This window comes from Asticcacaulis sp. AND118 (assembly GCF_020535245.1).
Lineage (GTDB): Bacteria > Pseudomonadota > Alphaproteobacteria > Caulobacterales > Caulobacteraceae > Asticcacaulis.
Map to the genome: position 1 here is coordinate 406,918 of NZ_CP084911.1, position 18,168 is coordinate 425,085.

Below are 18,168 nucleotides of genomic sequence, written 5' to 3' on the forward strand. Positions count from 1 at the left end.
CCTTCAATCTGGGCGTTTCCGGCACGTGGCCATCTGGATCATTATGTTTTCCAATGCAAACATAATGATCCAGATTTTGTTTACGCCCTCGCCGGGCGGTGTCTGCGCCACCTTGGCCGCCGGCTCATGCCGCCCCAGGAAAGCATTCCCAGTGTTTAATCAGACCTCCACCAGCGCCTTGATGACGCCGGCTTCGGGCGCGGTCCAGCCGGGCAGGACGTCGGGCAGATCGCGCAGGGTCGTGCGGTGGGTATTGAGGGCGCGGGTGGGGATCAGGTCGGCGCGGATGGCGTCGAGCACTTCCTGAAAATCCTCGATGGTGGCGTTGCGGCTGCCCAGCAGGGTCGTTTCGCGCTTGTGGAATTCCGGATCGTTGAAGGTGATGTCGGCGGCGACGACCGAGATCAACACATAGCTGCCGCCGTGGCCGACATAGGCGAAACCGGCCTCGATAGCCCTGGGCGAACCGGTGGCGTCGAACACGGCGTCGTAAAAGTCGCCCCCGGTACGTGCGGACAATTCATCGCGTGTGGTGGGTGACACCCTTACCCCGTGGTCCATGCCGAGGGTTTGGCGGCAGAAGTCGATGCGCGAGGTCTGAGAATCGAGCACCGTGACTTCGGCGCCCCTGAGTTTGGCGAAAACCGCCGTGGCCATGCCGATGGGCCCGACGCCGACGACCAGCACCCGCTGTCCGGGCTTGATATGTGCGCGGCGCACGCTGTGGCACCCGATAGCCAGAAATTCGAGCATGGCGGCTTCGTCCAGCCCGATGCCTTCGGCGCGAAATACGAAGGCCTGCGGCACGCTGAGATACTCGGTCAGGCCGCCATCGCGATGCACGCCCAGCACCTGAATATTCATGCAGCAGTTGGCGCGGCCCTTGCGGCAGGCGGCGCAATGTCCGCATGACATGTAGGGCATGATGTAGACGGTGTCGCCGGGCTTCAATGCCGAGCCTGCGGGCGCTTCGGCAACTTCGCCGGACAGTTCGTGGCCCATGACCCGCGGATAGCTGAGATAGGGCTGGGTGCCGCGGAAGATATGCATGTCTGTGCCGCAGATGCCGACGCGGCGGATGCGGATCAGCACCTCATCGGCCTGACGCGCGGGCGTCTCGCGCTGGACGCAAATCAGCCGGCCGGGGCTTTCGCAGATGACGGTGTCCATATCGGCTCACTTTTTTGGGAGGGGTTCCCTGCTGTACCTATAGATTGGCGCTGCTTGTGTCAAATATGAATTAGAAGTTCAATTTTGAACATTGCTTATGGCGGGTGTTTTTTTGTCATTTCCGCCGACATTTTTACAGATAAATCGTACAGGGTTACTCGACGAAAGATTGAAATCGATTGAATCTGGCTTGAGGACGAAAATTCAGGCCTGACACAATTTCGCCGCTGTTGTGGCGCGGTGTGGGCAAGTTGTCACGGCTCTGAAAAAAGCGGCAAGCGCGCGAATACGAAGAGACGCGCGGTACGGTGAAACCGGTGAGCGGCCAGGGATGATTTTTGCTCTTGCAGAATCGAATAATTTTCGCAATTGCGTCAAAATTAGTTAATATTATTAAAAACAAAATGTTATCTATAAGATTCGGACATGTTTGATCTGAAAACGTGGTGAATTTCCACCAAAAATCAGGCAAACGCCGCAGGCGCGATTCCCTCACTCGGTGAGTCCGGAAGACAAAGCTGCCGGACCGAAGCCATAAACAAATCGTTAAAAAATTATTGACACCACCGTCAAAAGAGCCAAGCTTCCGACACTATTTTTAATAAGTCTCGGGGCTACAGGGGGCGAATGTGTTTAAAACGACTATAAATGCCATGCGTAAAATCAATCTTGAGTTGTTGATTCGGGCGGGAATCCTGACAGCCGCATCCGGGCTGATCCTTGTGGCTGGCGCCGCGCAGGCCCAGGACCTGAGCTACCAGCCGATCAATCCGACCTTTGGAGGTAACCCCTTCAATTCGGCGCATCTTCTGGGCGTGGCCAATGCCCAGAACGATTACAAGGATCCGAAGACTTCGACCGGCACCAGCCAAGGCGATCTTTTCGCCCGGCAACTGGAATCGAGACTCCTGTCGGCCTTTTCGGCGCAACTCACCGACGCCATTTTCGGCGAGAATGCGCAGGAGCGCGGCACCTTCACCCTGGGCAGCCAGACTGTGAGCTTCTTCCGCGACCTTGAGAACGTCAACATCACGATCACCAATAACGAGACCGGTGAAGTGACCAACATCACCGTTCCGCTCTTCATCCAAGTCAACTGAAATGCGCGCTCTTCTCCCCGCTACACTCCTCACGGGCGCGCTGATGCTTGGCGCCTGCTCGCACACCCCGCAGATCTCTCAGGCCAAGCACGGCCCGATGTACGATCTGCCGACCTATCAGAAGGCCACGGCCAGCCAGCAGGCCCTGTTCGACCTGCCGCCGCCGTCGCGCCCCGTCGCTGTCGCCGTCTACGGCTTTACGGATCAGACGGGTCAGTTCCGTCCCTCCGAAACCGGCCAGACCCTGTCGCGCGCCGTGTCGCAGGGCGGGTCGTCCATCCTGATGAAGGCCCTTCAGGACTCCGGCCGTCGCAAGTGGTTCACCGTTATCGAACGGGAACAGGTCGGCCACCTGATGAGCGAGCGTCAGATCATCCGTGAAATGCGCGAGCGCTATCTGGGCGAAAAGACGACCAATTCCGAAGCCCTGCCGTCCTTGCTGTTTGCCGGTGTGATCATCGAAGGCGGCATCATCGGCTATGACACCAATACCCGCACCGGCGGAGCCGGAGCCGGTTTTCTGGGTGTCAGCGCCCGCACGGAATACCGTCAGGACGTGGTGACCGTCTATCTGCGCGCCGTGTCGGTGCGCACCGGCGAAGTCCTGACTTCGGTGACGGCGTCGAAGACCATCGCATCCTATGCCCTCGGCGGCGGCGCCTTCCGCTATGTCGGCTACAAGGAGTTGCTGGAGGCCGAAACCGGCATGACCACCAACGAACCGGACCATCTGGCCTTGCAGCAGGCGATTGAAAAGGCCCTCTACGGCCTGATCATGGAGGGCGTCGAACTGAAGCTGTGGAACTTCGCCGACGCCGACGCCGGCTGGCCCCACCTGTGGCGCTATCAGAGCGAACGCGACGGCGTCTTCGACGCCCAGCAGGTCGCCGTGGCCAATGCCCGCGCCCGCGAAATGCAGGCGGCCGCGATGGCGAACCCGGACCGCAAGAAGCGTCTGGACGCCGATGAACCGCCCGTCCGCGTCAACCGCCCGGCGGATCAGAGTTCGAAATAGGCTTCGCCCCCGGCCGAGCCGCCCCCACATCGGGGCCCGGTCCGGTGGCGTTGGTAAGTGCAGAGCAGGCGTAGCGTAAAGCGTAAGGGGTTGGAAGCCTGCGGGCGAGCCCAGACCCTCACAACGAGAAAAGCCGAACATAACTGAAGAGTCCGGACTCTGCTGATTCCGGAAACGGGATATCTTTGCCCGAGTAAGCGTCAAACGGACATGCGGACCGCCTGAGTGCGTCTTGCCGCTGCCATCACATCAGGGCCAGCCCGCCCCGTCCGGAGTCCCGTGATTCCGGAAGCGGAGAGGTATTGCCCGAATACAGGAAATGACTATGAAACGCTCAATCCTTGCCTCGGTATCCGCCGCGGCGCTCATTCTGGCCGGCGGCAGCGCCTTCGCCCAGAGCAATAACTCCACCGTAGGCCAAACCGGCACCGATGGCGTGGTCAATGTCACGCAAAACGGCTCCAGCGGCACCTCGACCGTCAATCAGGGCGGTGACGACAACACGGCCAACGTCACGCAAAACGGCGCAGGCTCGGTGTCTGACGTCAAGCAGGACAACGGTACGGGCTCAAGCGACGACGACAATGTCGCCAATGTGATGCAGACCGGTCCGGGCAATTCGAAGGTCACTCAGACCAATGACGGCGCGCTGGCCAATGTCACGCAAACCGGTGGCACCCACACTTCGGTCGTGACCCAGAGCGGCGACGACGATGATGCGGACGTGGTTCAGTCGGGCCTCGGCAGCGACTCGACCGTCACGCAGTCGGGTAATTCCAACTATGCCGGCGTCAGCCAGAGCGGCGGCGCGGGCAACAGCTCGACCGTCACCCAGACGAGCGGCGCCAACGACGCCTTCGTCACCCAGAACGGCGACCTGAACACCTCGGTGATCGCACAGGGCGGTACGGGCTTCCTCAGCGGCCTGCATCAGACCAATGTCAACCAGCAGGGTTCGGGCAACAACTCGACCGTTACCCAGACGGGCATGGCCAACGAAGTCGGCGGCACCGCCGTCAATGGTGTGTCGCAGGTCGGCAACAACAACAACTCGACCATCACGCAAGCCGGCGGCCTTCAAAGCGCGCTGGTGACCCAGACCGGCAACAATAACAATTCGGATATCGATCAGGGCGGCACGATCTCGGCGCTGCATGACGCCATTGTGTCGCAGACCGGTAACAACCACCTGTCGCTGGTCAAGCAGCGCGGTATGGCCGAAAGCGCCGACGTCACTCAGACGGGGACCGGCAACAACTCGAACATCGACCAGAACTCCATGCTGGCCGAAGCGACGGTGACCCAGTCCGCCAACAGCAACCTGTCGATCATCAAGCAGACCGGCAACGGCGCGGACGCCACGGTCAATCAGTCGAGCGACAAGAACGCCTCGAACATCGAGCAGGCCTCGAACGCCACGGCCAATGTGACGCAAACGGGCGGCGCATTGCACCCGGCTTCGCCGTTCGACAGCCGCGACAACAACGTCTCGAACATCATCCAGGGTTCGAACGCCGATGGCGCTTTGGCCACCGTCAATCAGAACGGCGTGCTGAACGGTTCGTGGATTTCGCAGAACGCTGACGCCACGGCGACGGTTTCGCAGGCTGGCATCTACAACACCTCGTCCGTCGATCAGACCGGCGACGGCGCTCTGGCCACCGTTACCCAAGGCGGCGGCTATGGTGACAACCTGTCCTACGTGCAGCAAACCGGCGCGTCGACGGCCAATGTGACCCAGACCGGCCAGCCTTCGGTCGGCCCGCAGTTCACCAACTCGTCGTTTGTGACGCAGAACGGCGCCAACAACCTGGCCACTGTCGGTCAGAACGGTTCGCGCAACGAATCCTACGTCGCCCAAAGCGCCAGCAACGCCACGGGTCAGATCGAACAGGACGGCGTCGGCCTCGTCTCGCACCTGGTGCAGACCGATGACGCCGGTTCCTTCGCCCACGTGACCCAGACCGGCCTCGACAACGACTCGGCCGTCATGCAGACCTCGTCGGGCGCTCAGGCGCGCGTCATCCAGTCGGGCACGGCGAACAAGTCGGAAGTGGCTCAGGGCCGCGCCGCCGGTCACGCCTTCCAGACCAACAGTCAGGAAGCGCTGATCGTTCAGTCGGGTTCGGACAACGAGTCCTACGGCACCCAGTCGGGTTCCAACGGTGACCTCAATGTCAACCAGTCGGGCGACCGCAACTTCTCGATCGCCGATCAGTCGGGCTTCGACAACTCGGCCGGCGACAGCGACGCCCTGATGGTCGGCATCGACCAGTCGGGCAGCGACAACCAGTCGTACGTCGTTCAGTCGGGTCAACTGTCGGACGCCTGGGTCGATCAGTCGGGTGACTTCAACCTGGCCACGATCAACCAGAGCATCGACAACAGCCCGAACCCTCCGGGCGGTCCGGACCCCCGCGTGGCGAGCGCTTCGATCGAACAGATCGGCGACCGCAACGTCAGCGGCATCACGCAGTTCGGCGGCACCGCGTCGAACAGCGCGCGCCTGATGACGGCTCTGAACATCCAGAACGGCGACGACAACACCAGCACGATCTCGCAGACCAACACGTCGGCGGGGGCCTCGGCCGGCAACAGCGCCACGGTCACTCAGGCCAATGGCAACGACTCGTCGGTTACCCAGAACGGTCGTGAGCTGACCGCCCTGGTGACGCAGTCGGGCAACGACAACCTGTCGAGCGTGCTGCAGTCGGGCTTCAACAACGACGCCATCGTCAGCCAGGCTTCGGACGGCAACGTGTCGGCGGTCGTTCAGTCGGGGATGAACAACGTGGCTACGGTCACGCAGAACTAAGGCGTAAAGGGCCGGCGCCTTGCGAAGGGTGCCGGTCATTTCTTCGTTCCGGCTCCGTCACGGGGCCGGAACGTTTTCGCATCCGGCGCAGCCCGAAACCTGTGCAGGGAGTTTCGGGTTAAGGGCGCGACCACACTGAATTTAAGGAGTCCGGGATGAAAAAGGCATGGATCATGGCGGCGGCCCTGGCATTGACCCCGTGGATGGCGCAGGCGGCAGGCGGCGACACCAGCGTCTATGTGCCGCAGATCAACGAACTGGCTCAGAACCTGATTTCCGACCGCGGCGCGGCGGTGATCCAGTCGGGCGAGAGTAATCGCGGCCATGTCGTTCAGAACACCTCCGACCAGATCGGCGTCGTGGTGCAGGCCGGTGACGACAATCTGGCCAGTCTGACGCAGAACGGGCCGGCGGCCAATGTCGCCGTGCTGCTTCAGAGCGGCATGGACAATTCGGCCACGGTGACCCAGACCGCCGTGGCGTCTCAGAACGTCGCCGTCGTCACCCAGACCGGAAACGGCAACCATGCCGAACTGAGCCAGACGGGTAGCGATAATGCGGCGGTACTGACTCAGGCTGGTAACGACAATCTGATGCAGGCGGCGCAGACGGGCGACAACAATGCCTTGGTGTGGACGCAGGTCGGGTCTAATCTGGCTGCGCCGAAGGTCGACATGACGGGCAATCAGAACCTCATTATCAATCAGATAGGCTGGAAATGACCCTGCCGGTGTGGATAGCGATAGGACTTCTGAGCGGGCAGGCGGACCCTGCGGCCGTCGAACAGGTCGGTCGCGCCGATCGCGCCATCGATACGCCGCAACTTGCCCCCCTGCGCCGCGAAGTGCCCGCCGCACCGCCGGTCGTGCGCGGGGACACGCCTCAGGTGACCAATGGCCGGCGCAATGCCGATGCGCCGGATTCGGGCTCGACCCGCGCGCAGGGCCGTAATGTGCGCGCCGAAGCCGTAGAGGGTGACGACCGCTGCGATCCACAACACCCGCAAAAGGGCGCGGATTGCGACGGCGTCATCGAAACGCGCTCGGCGGAGTTCCAATCGCCCGACGTGCAACCCCTGTCTCCGGAGCAGCGTCTGCTGCTGGCGCAGAAGGGACTGGACGGCGCGGCGCTGAATATCGATACGGCGACGCGACGTCTGGCCAATGGAGAGGTCGACGCCTCGAATGTCGGTCTGGCGGCGTCTTCGATCGGGGCATTGACGAACGGGCAGCCGGAAGAAAAGAAGGACGATCTGTCGGCACAGCAGAACGCCATCGTCTCCGCCGTCGTCGGGATCGTGCAGACCGGATCGCAATAGATCGTGTGAAAGACAGGCGTGGCTGGCGATCTTCCGGTCGCCTGCCTTTTTGCATTTGCGCGCAAAAAAAAGCCGCGCACACGGCGCGGCCAGTTTACAGGGAGGAAACGCCCAGGAAGGGCAATCGATGCAAGGCATCGAACACATTCACTATATATGCTGCGTTGCGGCAAATTCAAGGCGTGGGCATTTCAAGTTGAGTTACATATCCTGATCTGGTGTGTGATTGAATTTGCCGGCCCTGCATATCCCCTTGTTTTCATGCGATCAGGGCTGCGGTTACCTGACCGGTGCACCATAGAGGTTGGGGGCGCCGTCCAGCTTGACGTCGATACGGTCGAGGATAAAGCCGGGGTCCAGGGCGAAGACCGCGATCCTGTGCGGGCCGGAAGCCAATTGTTTCAACGGGATTGTTCGCACGGCGGTATTGCTCAGCATGTTCTGTTTCCACGCCTCGCTGCGGCCGAAGGTCTCGAAATCGAGCACCTGCACCGGGCCGCCGTCAATACGCACGCCGATGCGCAGTGCGTTGGCCGAGGTCAGCGGGTGGACCGGCACGGCGACGATTTTCAGTTCGGCGTCGGTCTTCGCGCTGGTGGTAAAATTGTAGATGAGGGGGGTGATGTTGGCTGTGTCCGAAGACGACGGCGTATCGAGCCCGGCGCGCAAGGCCTCACCGCGCGAGCCCAAGCCTGGCACGGTTTGCCACGCGGGGGCGCTGGCGGATGTAGCGGTGAGTGAAATAATACGATTGATTTCGACAGGTTCGCCTTGCGGCGTGCTGACAAGTCTGGCGGTCAGTTTCGTCGTCTTGCCGCCACAGGTCACGCTGCCGGCATCGACCGACGCGCCGCCGTCATAGGCGACTTTTACGCGCTGTTCAAAGCCGTTCACGGCATTGAGGTCGCCCGTTGTGTAGGCAAAGCTCAGTCCGCTTTGGCCTGAGAGCGTCCATAGCGCCGGTGCGCCCGGCGTATAGACGGTCACGGTGCGGGTCGCTGGCTGCCCGTTGACGAAGCTCAGCTCCGACGCATCGACCGTGCAGCCGGGTTTCGCCGGTAATGTCCATTGCGGATAGATAGGCTCATCAAAGACCGGCAGGCGACGCGGGGCCATATCCATCATGCCGCGCCATTTACCGCCATTACGGCTGTTATAGGCCGCGGTGTCGGCGACGATACGCTGATGCGCGGCCTTCGCCTGATCGGACAGAGCGTTGACATTGGCGCGTCCGGCCTTGGCGTTCACTGCCGCCAGATCGAGCTTGAGAATGCGCTCGTTAAGGCTGGCGGCGCTCCGTACGGGATAGAGCACCAGTTGGAAAAAGGCGTCCTGACGGTCGGCGGGCAGGGCGGCACTGACCGCTTCAGCGCGGCGGGTCAGCTCCGTATAGCGGTCGATGCGACTCCACGCTTCGGCCCCGCCGGTGCGCACATAGTCGCTGATGACATTGGGACGGGTCGGCTCGGTCTGACCGCCGCCCATGAATTCCGGCTTGCGCTCCCAGGCGAGGTCGTAGAATTCCGTCATGATCGATGCGACCTCTTCGGCCTTGTCGCTGCCGAACTGTTGTGCTGCCCAGAGTTTGAGATGTTCGCGTGGCGTTTCCCCGATGACCTTCCGGTCGAAGGCCATGTCGAGGAAATACTGGGTCAGGTACTCGCCCGGCTTGATGTCGCCGACATTGACGATCCAGATCTTGCGCGCATCCATCTGATACGCCCGGTCCATCTGCTCGCGGATCAGGGCCGGGTGCTGGGTGCCGAGCCACAGATAGTCGTGCGGCCGTCCCCAGTAAGAGATGTGGTAATAGACGCCCGAACCGCCCTTGCGCGCCTGTTCGGCGGGTGTCGAAAGCTGATTGATATAGCCGTAATTGTTCTCCGGCCAAACCAGGGTGACATCGTCCGGCACCTTGAGGCCGGTCATATAGACGTCAAGCACCTCCTTATAGAGGGTCAGGACCTGCGGCACCTGATCGGCCGGTGTCTTCTGCGCCTTCGACAGCAGGCGGCGCTGAATATCGAAGACCTGGGTCAGGGCGTCACGCGCCTCTTCGGGCGTCTTCGCGCCCTCCATCGCCGAGTCGTGCTTGCCGCGCAGACCTATGCTCCACAGATTCTCGAAAGCCTTCACCTCGTCGGCGCGTTCGGCCCAGTATTTGACGATCGAGTCGCGATTGGTGAAGAAGTTGAAATCGCCGCGCGTTTTCTCGTCCCACTCGCGCACATTGTTACGCATCATCGGCTCGGCATGGGAGGTGCCCATGACAATGGCATAGTCGCGCGCCCTCTCGGCATTGCCTTTGATCTGATAAAAGGGCCTGGTCGAGTCGTGCATGGCGGGCCACAGGGTATTGGCCTTGAGCCGCCACATCAGCTCAAAAATGCGTGCATAGGTCCTGGGGCCGATATCGCCGACATCGGGCTCGTAGGTTTTGGCCGCCCAGGGTTGCAGGCCCCAGTCCTCGTCATTGAGGAAGATGCCGCGATACTGAACAGAGGGGGTGCCCGACGTGCGGGCGTCGCCATTGATGCTCAGCCGATCGACCTTGCGGGGCGTGACATCGGCCCACCATTCCCAGGCCGAAACGCCCATCTCGCGCGTCAGGTCGATGACACCCCATACCGCTCCGCGTGTGTCGGACCCGGCGATCAGCAAATAGGTGACCTGCGGATCACGCTTTGAACGCACGGCCACACGTTCATAGCGCTCCCACTGGCCTTTCAGCGTGGTGAGATCGAGGCCGCCCTGGCGTGCGACCGCCTTGATCAATTTAGAGTCGTAATGCCCGATCACTACGCAGACCTTGCGACACGCCCTGAGTGCGGAGGAAACGCCGACCGCTTGTCCCGTCAGGTTCCTCAGGTCGCGCGCCAACAGGTCACCGGCAATGGACAGGGTGCGATCTTTTTCATGCACGACGCTGGCGACGGTGTGTCCGTCGTACAAAAGAACATCTGCGGCCTTGGCCGGGGTCACGGCGGTTCCCATCAGAAGTACGCCGGCCATCAGGGACTTTAAAAAACGCATGGTGCTCCGGCGATCGCGCTGAAAATGAGCACACTGAATTTATTGAAATTGGTCAGACATTCAAGGCGCAATGTGAAAGCCATAGCGAAATTAAGGCGCGAATTCGGATTGTGGGAAGCGAGGGCTCGTCAGTCTGCGCAAATTCTGGCAATTCTAGTCGTTTTCTTCTGAAACTTTTTGAATTGGTCTGGCCAATGTGCGTGTCCTCGCGCCGTCCCTCTGATATACCATGGGTAGGCGCTGTCTCCCCGAAATCGAACGCTTCGAGTGGCCTGACGATGAGACGGATTTCGCGGACGAACGCGTTGAGATGTTGCGGGCGCAAGACAAGAAATATGGTGCATCGTCCGGTCATAGCCATGGTGACGGGGCGCAAAGCGTTAAGAGGAACATCTATGCCGTTTAATTCTTACACTCGTCGCCATGTAGCGCTGTCGATGCTGGCCATCCCATTGGCGACGGCGGGGACAGGCGCTCACGCCGCATCCCGCAAGATCCTCATCACGGCCTTTGGGGCCATAGGTGACGATCAGACCGTCAACACCCGAGCGATACAGGCGGCGATCGACCATGCCGCGGCGCAGGGTTGCGGAACGGTCATTGTGCCCGATGGCGTTTTTGTCACTGGGGCACTGTTTTTCAAACCCAGGGTCAATCTGCACCTGGAAAAGGGGGCCGTTCTAAGATGTTCCACGGACGTGGCCACCGACTTCCCGGCGCAACGGACGCGCATCGAGGGGCATTTCGAGGACCGTTTCACGCCGGCGCTCATCAATGCCGCGGGCTGCAACGGCTTTAAGATCAGCGGACAAGGCACGCTCGATGGGGCCGGGCAGATCGTATGGGACACATTCTGGCGGCTTCGGGATGCGGCACCCGACCGCGACAACTTTCCGAACCTCAGCGTACCCCGTGCGCGTCTGGCTCTTATCGAAGACTCAAGGGACGTCGTGATCGAAGGCATTACGTTCAAGGATTCGCAATTCTGGAACCTGCACCTTTACCGGTGCCAGGGTGTCGTGGTGCGCAAATCGCGCTTCGTCGTTCCCGACGGTGTCCGTGCCCCCAGTTCAGACGGCATCGATATCGACAGTTGCCAGCGCGTGTCTGTGGAAGATTGCTATTTCTCGGTCACGGACGACTGCATCGCGGCCAAGGGCTCCAAGGGACCGGAGGCGCTGCAGGACAAGGACAGCCCACCCGTTGAAGGCATTCGTATCCGGCGCTGCGAGTTCCGGCGCGGTCATGGCCTGTTCACCTGCGGCAGTGAAGCGACCATCGTTCGCGACGTCGTCGTGGAAGACTGCAAGGTGAGCGGCGCGATGCCGGTGGTGCGCCTCAAACTGCGTCCGGATACGCCGCAGCACTATGAAAACATCATATATCGCAACCTGACTTTTGATGCGTCCGGAGGTGATCTGATCGCCATCCTGCCCTGGAGCCAGTATAAAAATCTCGGTGACAACGTCCCACCGAACTCTGTCGTCCGCAATGTTCAACTTATCGGCTTCCGGGGCCGTTACGGCGCCTTCGGCACGATCGCGCCGAACCCCGGACAGACGACCATCAGCGACATTGTGTTGAAAAACTGGGATATGCAGCTTAAAACGCCCAATCTCAAAGCCACAGGTGTTGTCAGGCTCAGGTCTGAAAAAGTGCGCATTAACGGTCGGGCCTACGAAACGGTAAGTGAAGGACGAGGATAGGATTGCGCCATGTTATCGTGAACGCCGGGATCGCGACACCCGGTTCCGTATCGTCGTAGACCGGTCGCAGCTCTGAGAATTTACTGAGAACGGATCGGGGAGGATTCGTCACGTGAGCCCGCGCGACGTTATCATTTCGTGCGAAATCGGGAGCACGCGCCAAGCGGTGCGCCGCTGAATGACGCTGTCTGTCGCACCTAAGAGGGCAGGTATGTGGGGGTGCAGATTGTGAGTGTGGATATATGTCCAGTTAATATTATGATTTAACTGGATAAATGGCGGACAGAGAGTTTGCGGGACAGGCGTTCACTGGCGTACGTATGCGTACAATAGCGCGTTGAAAATATTGGAGAATGTGATTCAATTTGTTCGTAACGGTTCGTCGCCGTTCGACCCTTCCTGCAGCTTGTGGTGGGGTCAATGGTGGGGACAGAAAGGAACAGATTGTGGGAAGTTTGACAGCGAAGAGGGTGGATTCACTCTCGCAGCCGGGGAAATATTCCGACGGCAATAACCTCTACTTACACGTTTCGCGGACTGGTGCCAAGTCCTGGATTTTTAACTACCGGTGGCGCCAATTCAGAAAGGAAATGGGTCTTGGGCCTTATCCGGCAATCAGCTTGTCCGATGCGCGACAGGCAGCCCTTGGAGCACTTCGGATGCTCAAAGATCGCGACACACCTCAGGACCCGATAGCCCTTCGTAGGCAACGCCAAAAAATTGAAGTCGCAAAGCCCACCTTTGCCGTTTACTCGGAACGCCTGCTCTCGGACATCGAGTCGTAATGGCGCAATGCGAAACATGCCGGCCAATGGCACAACACACTGAAGCAATACTGCAAAATTTTCTGGAATACACCGGTCGATAAGATCGAAACGGATGACGTGTTGGCTGCATTACGCCCAATTTGGAAGAAGAAGTACGAAACGGCTCGTCGGGTCCGCGGACGTGTTGAACGGGTGTTGGATGCTGCGATGGCACATGGTTTGCGGACTGGCGCGAACCCTGCGCGTTGGAAGGGGCACCTCGCTCATTTGCTTCCCAAACGACTGGCCGTCGACATCAAGCACCATGCAGCCATGCCCTATCTGGAATTACCTCGGTTTGTTCGACGTTTGCGCGAAAGGCAAGGGGATGGAATGAGTGCATTGGGCCTCGAGTTTCTTATTCTTTGTGCGTCGCGGTCCGGAGAAGTACTCGGCATGCGCTGGGAGGAGGTCGATTTGGAGAACAAACTATGGACCATCCCCGCCAAGCGTATGAAGGCGGCGCGCGAACATCGTGTTCCTTTGTCGGTGCGGTCAGTGGCTATTCTTACGTTCGTGCGTCCCATGGCGATAGTCGAAATTCTCAAAAACGGAGAGCAAAGGCCGACAGGGTTTGTGTTTCGCGGCCCTCGCGGCGGTGCCATGTCAGTGATGGTGTTCACGATGCTGATGCGTCGAATGAATGTTGGAGAGTTTAGCCCTCATGGGTTTAGGTCGGCGTTCAGAGACTGGGTAGGTGAAGAAACTGATTTTGCCCGCGAAACGGCAGAGGCGGCACTCGCGCACACCGTGGGTGATGCAACCGAACGCGCCTACCGGCGCGGCGACGCATTGGAAAAACGGAGAAAACTTATGGAGGCATGGGGCGATTTTTTGAAATAGTAGCTGTCTGCTGTATGCGTGCGTGGTCCTACGTTACGCAACCACAGGAGTTCCCACCAGTTATTGATCACGGCACCGCACCGCATGAACAGATCGATCGGCTAGTTGCCGACGCGCACCCCTCATCGGCATCAGGAGGCGAGGCGAGTACCATGCCCGATATCCGGCGTGAGGCAGCCTTGTTCAAGGCAAGCGAAGCCAGATGACAGGGCTAAGGGCTCCGCTCTCGCGCGTGTAAGGGCAGAGTCCTGCGGACCGTCCCGGGCGATCTCCCCGGCCTTCCGCGCGCCGAGGCTAGCCGTCCAAAGATATCAGTCACCGCTTGAGCAGGCCGGGTGACCGGTTGGTCTCCATAGGAATCATCGAGATTATGCACATCTCGCCCGGACAATTTGGGTAGAAATGGATGAGTTGTTGCGAACTTCGGGACAGTGGCCCGTAAGGTTCTGGCTTACCCGTTTGCAAATTCACGCGCGACCTGAAGGAACGCACTGAACGCCGCTGGCGGGTTTTTCCGTCCGGGGTAATAGAGGGCTAAGGGTGCCAAGGTTGGCGTCCAGTCTTCGAGAACGCAGACCAGTCGCCCGGCAACAATGTCATCGCGCACATCCGCCTCCATAATATAGCCGAGCCCAACGCCCGCTTGTGCGGCAATACGGACAAGGCTCGGCTCGTCAAGGGTGAGCGCGCCCTGCACGTCGATCTGTGCCGGCTGGCCGTCCTTTTCAAATCGCCACCTGAGCAAAGCGCCATTCGGGAGGCGGGCACGAATGCAGGGATAGCGGTACAGGTCGGCGGGCTCCGCAGGCGTGCCATAAGCGCCCAGAAAGTCCGGAGAGGCGACCAACACATTGCGGCGGGCCCGGCCCAGCGGCAGGGCGATCATGTCGCTGGGCACCAGATCCAGCGGCCTTAAGCCCAGATCAAACCCCGCAGCCACGATATCGACTATCCGGCCTTCGGTGACCAGATCGACATGCACCTGCGGGTAGCGCTGCATGAAGGCAAGGACGAGCGGGGCCATCACCTCTCTGGCGGCCGACGCAAAGGCGTTGATACGCAACGTGCCCGTGGGTGTCGCCTGAAGAGATTGCGCCGCCAGCATGGCGTCATGGATGTCGATCATGGCCGGGGCGACCCGTTCCACAAAGGCCTTCCCCGCTTCAGTGATGGATACGCTTCGGGTCGTGCGATTGAAAAGGCGAATCCCCAGACGCCTCTCCAGCTTTGCGACCGCATTGCTCAGAGACGTCGTTGATATGCCGAGTTCAAGCGCCGCCGCCGTAAAGGAGCCCCGGCGGGCGATACACAGTACAGCGTCCAGTTCGGCCAAGACGGAGCGCATCATTATCCCTCTTCTCGAAACAACTCATCCTGCTTTGCTGCGATTATCAAGTCAATGGAGGGGGCGTAAAGTGCCTCCTATCGACGCGGAAACCGGCGGTTTCCACCCTTCGCCGACACTCAAAAGGAAAACCCAGTCATGATAAATTTGCCAAAGTCCATCGCCACCTATATCGAGGCCAATGCGCGCCTGGATGCCCAAGGCATGCTCAAGGCCTTCGCGCCCGACGCGGTCATGCATGATGAGGGCCGCGCACACAGCGGTCACGCCGAAATTCTGGCTCTGATCCAGAAAAATATCATCGCCCTCCAAGCGATCTTTGCCCCGGATACGCTGCGCGAAGAGGACGGTTACGTGATCGTCGAAGGGCCGACTACCGGGAATTTTCGGGGCGGCCCGCTGCGCTTCACCTTTCGCTTCACCCTCGAAAACGACCTGATCACCGCTCTGGAGGTTACCCTGTAATGGCACGCCCGGACCCCACTGAATTCACAGATCAACGCATTCTCGTCACCGCCGGCACCAAGGGGGCCGGACGGGCTACGGTCGAACGTTTCCTCGCGGGTGGGGCGCGCGTCATCACGGCGGCGCGTGCGAAATCCGATACGCTGTCGGGCGTCGAGTTTGTTCAGGCCGACCTGACGACCCCGGAAGGCACGGCGGCCCTTGCCGGTGCGGCGGTGACGCGCTTCGGAGGCATAGACGTGCTGGTCCACGTCGTAGGGGGCTCGTCATCGCCCGCCGGTGGGTTCACGGCGCTTAGCGACGCGCACTGGCAGGCAGAGCTTGATCTGAACCTGATGACGGCCGTGCGTCTCGACCGGCTGATCGTTCCGCAAATGATCGCGCGAAAGGCTGGCGTCATCGTCCACGTCTCTTCCATTCAGCGCACACTGCCTCTGCCGGAGTCCACAATCGCCTATGCGGCCGCTAAAGCCGCCCTCTCGACCTACAGCAAAGCCCTTTCCAAGGAGCTGGGGCCGAAAGGGGTTCGGGTCAACGCCGTTTCGCCCGGGTGGATTAACACGGAGGCTACGGCCGACTTTCTGAAGCTGATTGCAGACGGCAACGGGGGCACGCTGGAAGAGGCACGCCAATGCGTCCTTCAGGCGCTGGGCGGCATCCCGCTCGGGCGGGCGGCCGAACCCACTGAAGTGGCGGAACTGATTGCCTTTTTGGCCTCTGATCGGGCCGCCTCTATTCATGGCGCAGACTACGTTATCGACGGGGGAACGGTACCAACGGTCTGAGGCGGGGTAGTTAAAAAATATCGCGAAAAACATTATCGCGAAAATAATCACTGGACACGCCTGATCTGAAGGTATAGAGACGAAAATGTTATCGCGATAATAAATGTCGCAAAGTTTAAATGCAGAGGTATGACCATGAACGCTCTCAACAACGCCTCCCGTCGCAGTGCTCTGACGGCCGGTATCACCCTCGCCACCGCGGCTCTGACAGCGGGCGCAAGCGCCGAAGCGGCCCCCAAAACGAATCAGACCGCCCGATCCCCGTTGGATCGCGCCGAAAGCGGCTTTGTCACCACGAAGGACGGGGTTCAAATCTATTATAAGGATTGGGGACCCAGGACCGCTCAGCCGATCGTCTTCCATCACGGCTGGCCCCTCAGCGCCGATGACTGGGATGCCCAGATGATGTTCTTCCTGCTGAAGGGCTATCGCGTCATTGCGCATGATCGTCGGGGTCATGGGCGTTCGACCCAAACCCACACTGGCAACGAGATGGACACCTATGCCGCCGATGTCGCTGCCCTGACGGATTATCTCGATCTGAAAAATGCCTTCCACGTGGGCCACTCGACGGGTGGCGGCGAGGTCGCTCACTATGTCGCTCGTGCCAAACCCGGCCGGGTCGCCAAGGCGGTGCTGATCGGTGCGGTGCCCCCGATCATGCTGAAAACACCCGCCAATCCGGGCGGCCTGCCGATGGAAGTGTTCGACGGCTTTCGCGCCGCGCTGGTGGCCAATCGCGCGCAGTTTTTCAGGGACATCCCCTCTGGTCCGTTCTTCGGTTTCAACCGTCCCGGCGCGAAAGTCAGCCAGGGCCTGATCGACAACTGGTGGCGTCAGGGCATGATGGGGGGAGCCAAGGCCCACTATGACTGCATCAAGGCCTTTTCGGAAACGGATTTCACCGAAGACCTCAAGGCCATCGCTGTCCCTGTGCTGATCATGCACGGCGATGACGACCAGATCGTGCCCATCGCTGATTCCGCTCAACTGGCCGTCAAGCTCGTCAAGAAGGGTACGCTCAAGGTCTATCCGGGACTGCCCCACGGTATGGCCACGACCCATCCCGATATAATCAATGCCGATCTGCTGGCCTTCTTTCAAGCCTAGCCCATGGCGTCAGGTCCCGACTAAACAACATGACCTGCTGAAAAAGGATGCGGCCCGACTTTTAGCCGAAGTCGGGCCGTTCGCTGATCTGACGCCGTCGCCTTTGAGCGCTTAGCCGGTGACTACCGTGCCCGAAAACGACCATCAGGATACAATATTCTCCAATCTAACGGATCGAGGAGCGGTGCAATACCAGCACAGTCTTTTATCAGTGGGTTGCGACCCGAGGTGTGCCCTGTGTGTCGAGGCGAGTCTGACCAAGTGGCTGGCCTTCCTCCCCCGGTAAATGGCGGCAGCGGCAAGGCTACGGCGCCGACCGGCCGGACAGGAAAGATCACTTTAGGCTTAACGCAAAAAGGCCGAACCCGACGGCTCGGCCTTTTCCCCCATGCGACGCGGCGGGTCGAAGCCTAAGCGACTTCGAGTTTATCCGCCGACATTTTGCCAGACTTAGTGTCACGCTGCAGTTCGTAGGTCACTTGCTGACTTCGTTAAAGGCCACGCATGCAGGCCCGCTCGATGTCACTTATGCGTACAAACACATCGTCGCACCCGTTTGTCGGCGCAATAAATCCAAAACCTTTAGTGGCGTTAAACCACCTAACTGTACCTGCGTTCATGATGAACCCTTTCCAAGATAGGCATCCATGCGCCATG

15 protein-coding genes are annotated in these 18,168 nt (G+C 60.1%); 11 read left to right on the forward strand and 4 right to left on the reverse strand.

The genetic code is table 11. The annotated features are described in order from the left end of the window. Positions 1-159 precede the first annotated feature (159 nt). The gene (locus LH365_RS15280; RefSeq protein WP_226746212.1) at positions 160-1,170 is read right to left on the reverse strand and encodes a zinc-binding alcohol dehydrogenase family protein; all 1,011 of its coding nucleotides are present in this window, start codon (positions 1,168-1,170) and stop codon (positions 160-162) included. A 653-nt stretch (positions 1,171-1,823) separates the two neighbouring features. Between LH365_RS15280 and LH365_RS15285 the strand changes: the two genes are divergently transcribed. The 5 genes from LH365_RS15285 to LH365_RS15305 all read left to right on the forward strand — a co-directional run bounded on the left by LH365_RS15285 (position 1,824) and on the right by LH365_RS15305 (position 7,418). After that, positions 1,824-2,270 carry a curli production assembly/transport component CsgF gene (locus LH365_RS15285; RefSeq protein ID WP_226746213.1) on the forward strand — a complete coding sequence of 149 codons (447 nt, stop codon included), beginning with the start codon at positions 1,824-1,826 and terminating at the stop codon, positions 2,268-2,270. Positions 2,271-2,313: 43 nt separating this feature from the next. Beyond that, positions 2,314-3,285, forward strand: a complete 972-nt coding sequence (locus tag LH365_RS15290; RefSeq protein WP_226746214.1) for a CsgG/HfaB family protein — start codon at positions 2,314-2,316, stop codon at positions 3,283-3,285. A 325-nt stretch (positions 3,286-3,610) separates the two neighbouring features. Then, the gene (locus tag LH365_RS15295) at positions 3,611-6,100 is read left to right on the forward strand and encodes a hypothetical protein (protein ID WP_226746215.1); all 2,490 of its coding nucleotides are present in this window, start codon (positions 3,611-3,613) and stop codon (positions 6,098-6,100) included. Between the two features lie 155 nt (positions 6,101-6,255). Next, the gene (locus tag LH365_RS15300; protein ID WP_226746216.1) at positions 6,256-6,822 is read left to right on the forward strand and encodes a hypothetical protein; all 567 of its coding nucleotides are present in this window, start codon (positions 6,256-6,258) and stop codon (positions 6,820-6,822) included. Beyond that, positions 6,819-7,418, forward strand: coding sequence for a hypothetical protein (locus LH365_RS15305; RefSeq protein ID WP_226746217.1), 600 nt, complete (start codon positions 6,819-6,821; stop codon positions 7,416-7,418). The genes LH365_RS15300 and LH365_RS15305 overlap by 4 nt, the downstream gene beginning before the upstream one ends. Before the next feature lie 279 nt (positions 7,419-7,697). Here LH365_RS15305 and LH365_RS15310 read toward each other — a convergent pair whose 3' ends face one another. Then, positions 7,698-10,451 (reverse strand): glycosyl hydrolase 115 family protein, encoded by a 2,754-nt coding sequence (locus tag LH365_RS15310; RefSeq protein WP_226746218.1) that lies wholly within the window; start codon positions 10,449-10,451, stop codon positions 7,698-7,700. A gap of 395 nt (positions 10,452-10,846) precedes the next feature. Here LH365_RS15310 and LH365_RS15315 point away from each other — a divergent pair, with 395 nt between their 5' ends. From LH365_RS15315 to LH365_RS15325, 3 genes are all read left to right on the forward strand, one after another. Beyond that, positions 10,847-12,157, forward strand: a complete 1,311-nt coding sequence (locus tag LH365_RS15315; RefSeq protein WP_226746219.1) for a glycoside hydrolase family 28 protein — start codon at positions 10,847-10,849, stop codon at positions 12,155-12,157. 470 nt (positions 12,158-12,627) lie between these two features. Next, on the forward strand, positions 12,628-12,942 hold the full coding sequence (locus LH365_RS18770; protein ID WP_226746291.1) for an Arm DNA-binding domain-containing protein: 315 nt from the start codon (positions 12,628-12,630) through the stop codon (positions 12,940-12,942). A 102-nt stretch (positions 12,943-13,044) separates the two neighbouring features. Then, the gene (locus LH365_RS15325; protein ID WP_226746220.1) at positions 13,045-13,806 is read left to right on the forward strand and encodes a site-specific integrase; all 762 of its coding nucleotides are present in this window, start codon (positions 13,045-13,047) and stop codon (positions 13,804-13,806) included. A gap of 451 nt (positions 13,807-14,257) precedes the next feature. Here the strand turns inward: LH365_RS15325 and LH365_RS15330 are convergent, their stop codons facing one another. Beyond that, on the reverse strand, positions 14,258-15,154 hold the full coding sequence (locus LH365_RS15330; RefSeq protein WP_226746221.1) for a LysR family transcriptional regulator: 897 nt from the start codon (positions 15,152-15,154) through the stop codon (positions 14,258-14,260). Positions 15,155-15,289: 135 nt separating this feature from the next. Between LH365_RS15330 and LH365_RS15335 the strand changes: the two genes are divergently transcribed. The 3 genes from LH365_RS15335 (at position 15,290) to LH365_RS15345 (ending at position 17,511) form a co-directional block, all read left to right on the forward strand. Then, positions 15,290-15,616 (forward strand): nuclear transport factor 2 family protein, encoded by a 327-nt coding sequence (locus LH365_RS15335; RefSeq protein WP_226746222.1) that lies wholly within the window; start codon positions 15,290-15,292, stop codon positions 15,614-15,616. Next, on the forward strand, positions 15,616-16,401 hold the full coding sequence (locus LH365_RS15340) for an SDR family oxidoreductase (protein ID WP_226746223.1): 786 nt from the start codon (positions 15,616-15,618) through the stop codon (positions 16,399-16,401). The genes LH365_RS15335 and LH365_RS15340 overlap by 1 nt, the downstream gene beginning before the upstream one ends. Positions 16,402-16,536: 135 nt before the next feature. Continuing rightward, entirely contained in the window at positions 16,537-17,511 is a 975-nt protein-coding gene (locus tag LH365_RS15345) for an alpha/beta fold hydrolase (RefSeq protein ID WP_226746224.1), read from the forward strand. Between the two features lie 491 nt (positions 17,512-18,002). Here LH365_RS15345 and LH365_RS18775 read toward each other — a convergent pair whose 3' ends face one another. Then, positions 18,003-18,167: a cold-shock protein gene (locus tag LH365_RS18775; protein WP_370639766.1), complete on the reverse strand. Its 165-nt coding sequence runs from the start codon at positions 18,165-18,167 to the stop codon at positions 18,003-18,005. Position 18,168 lies beyond the last annotated feature (1 nt).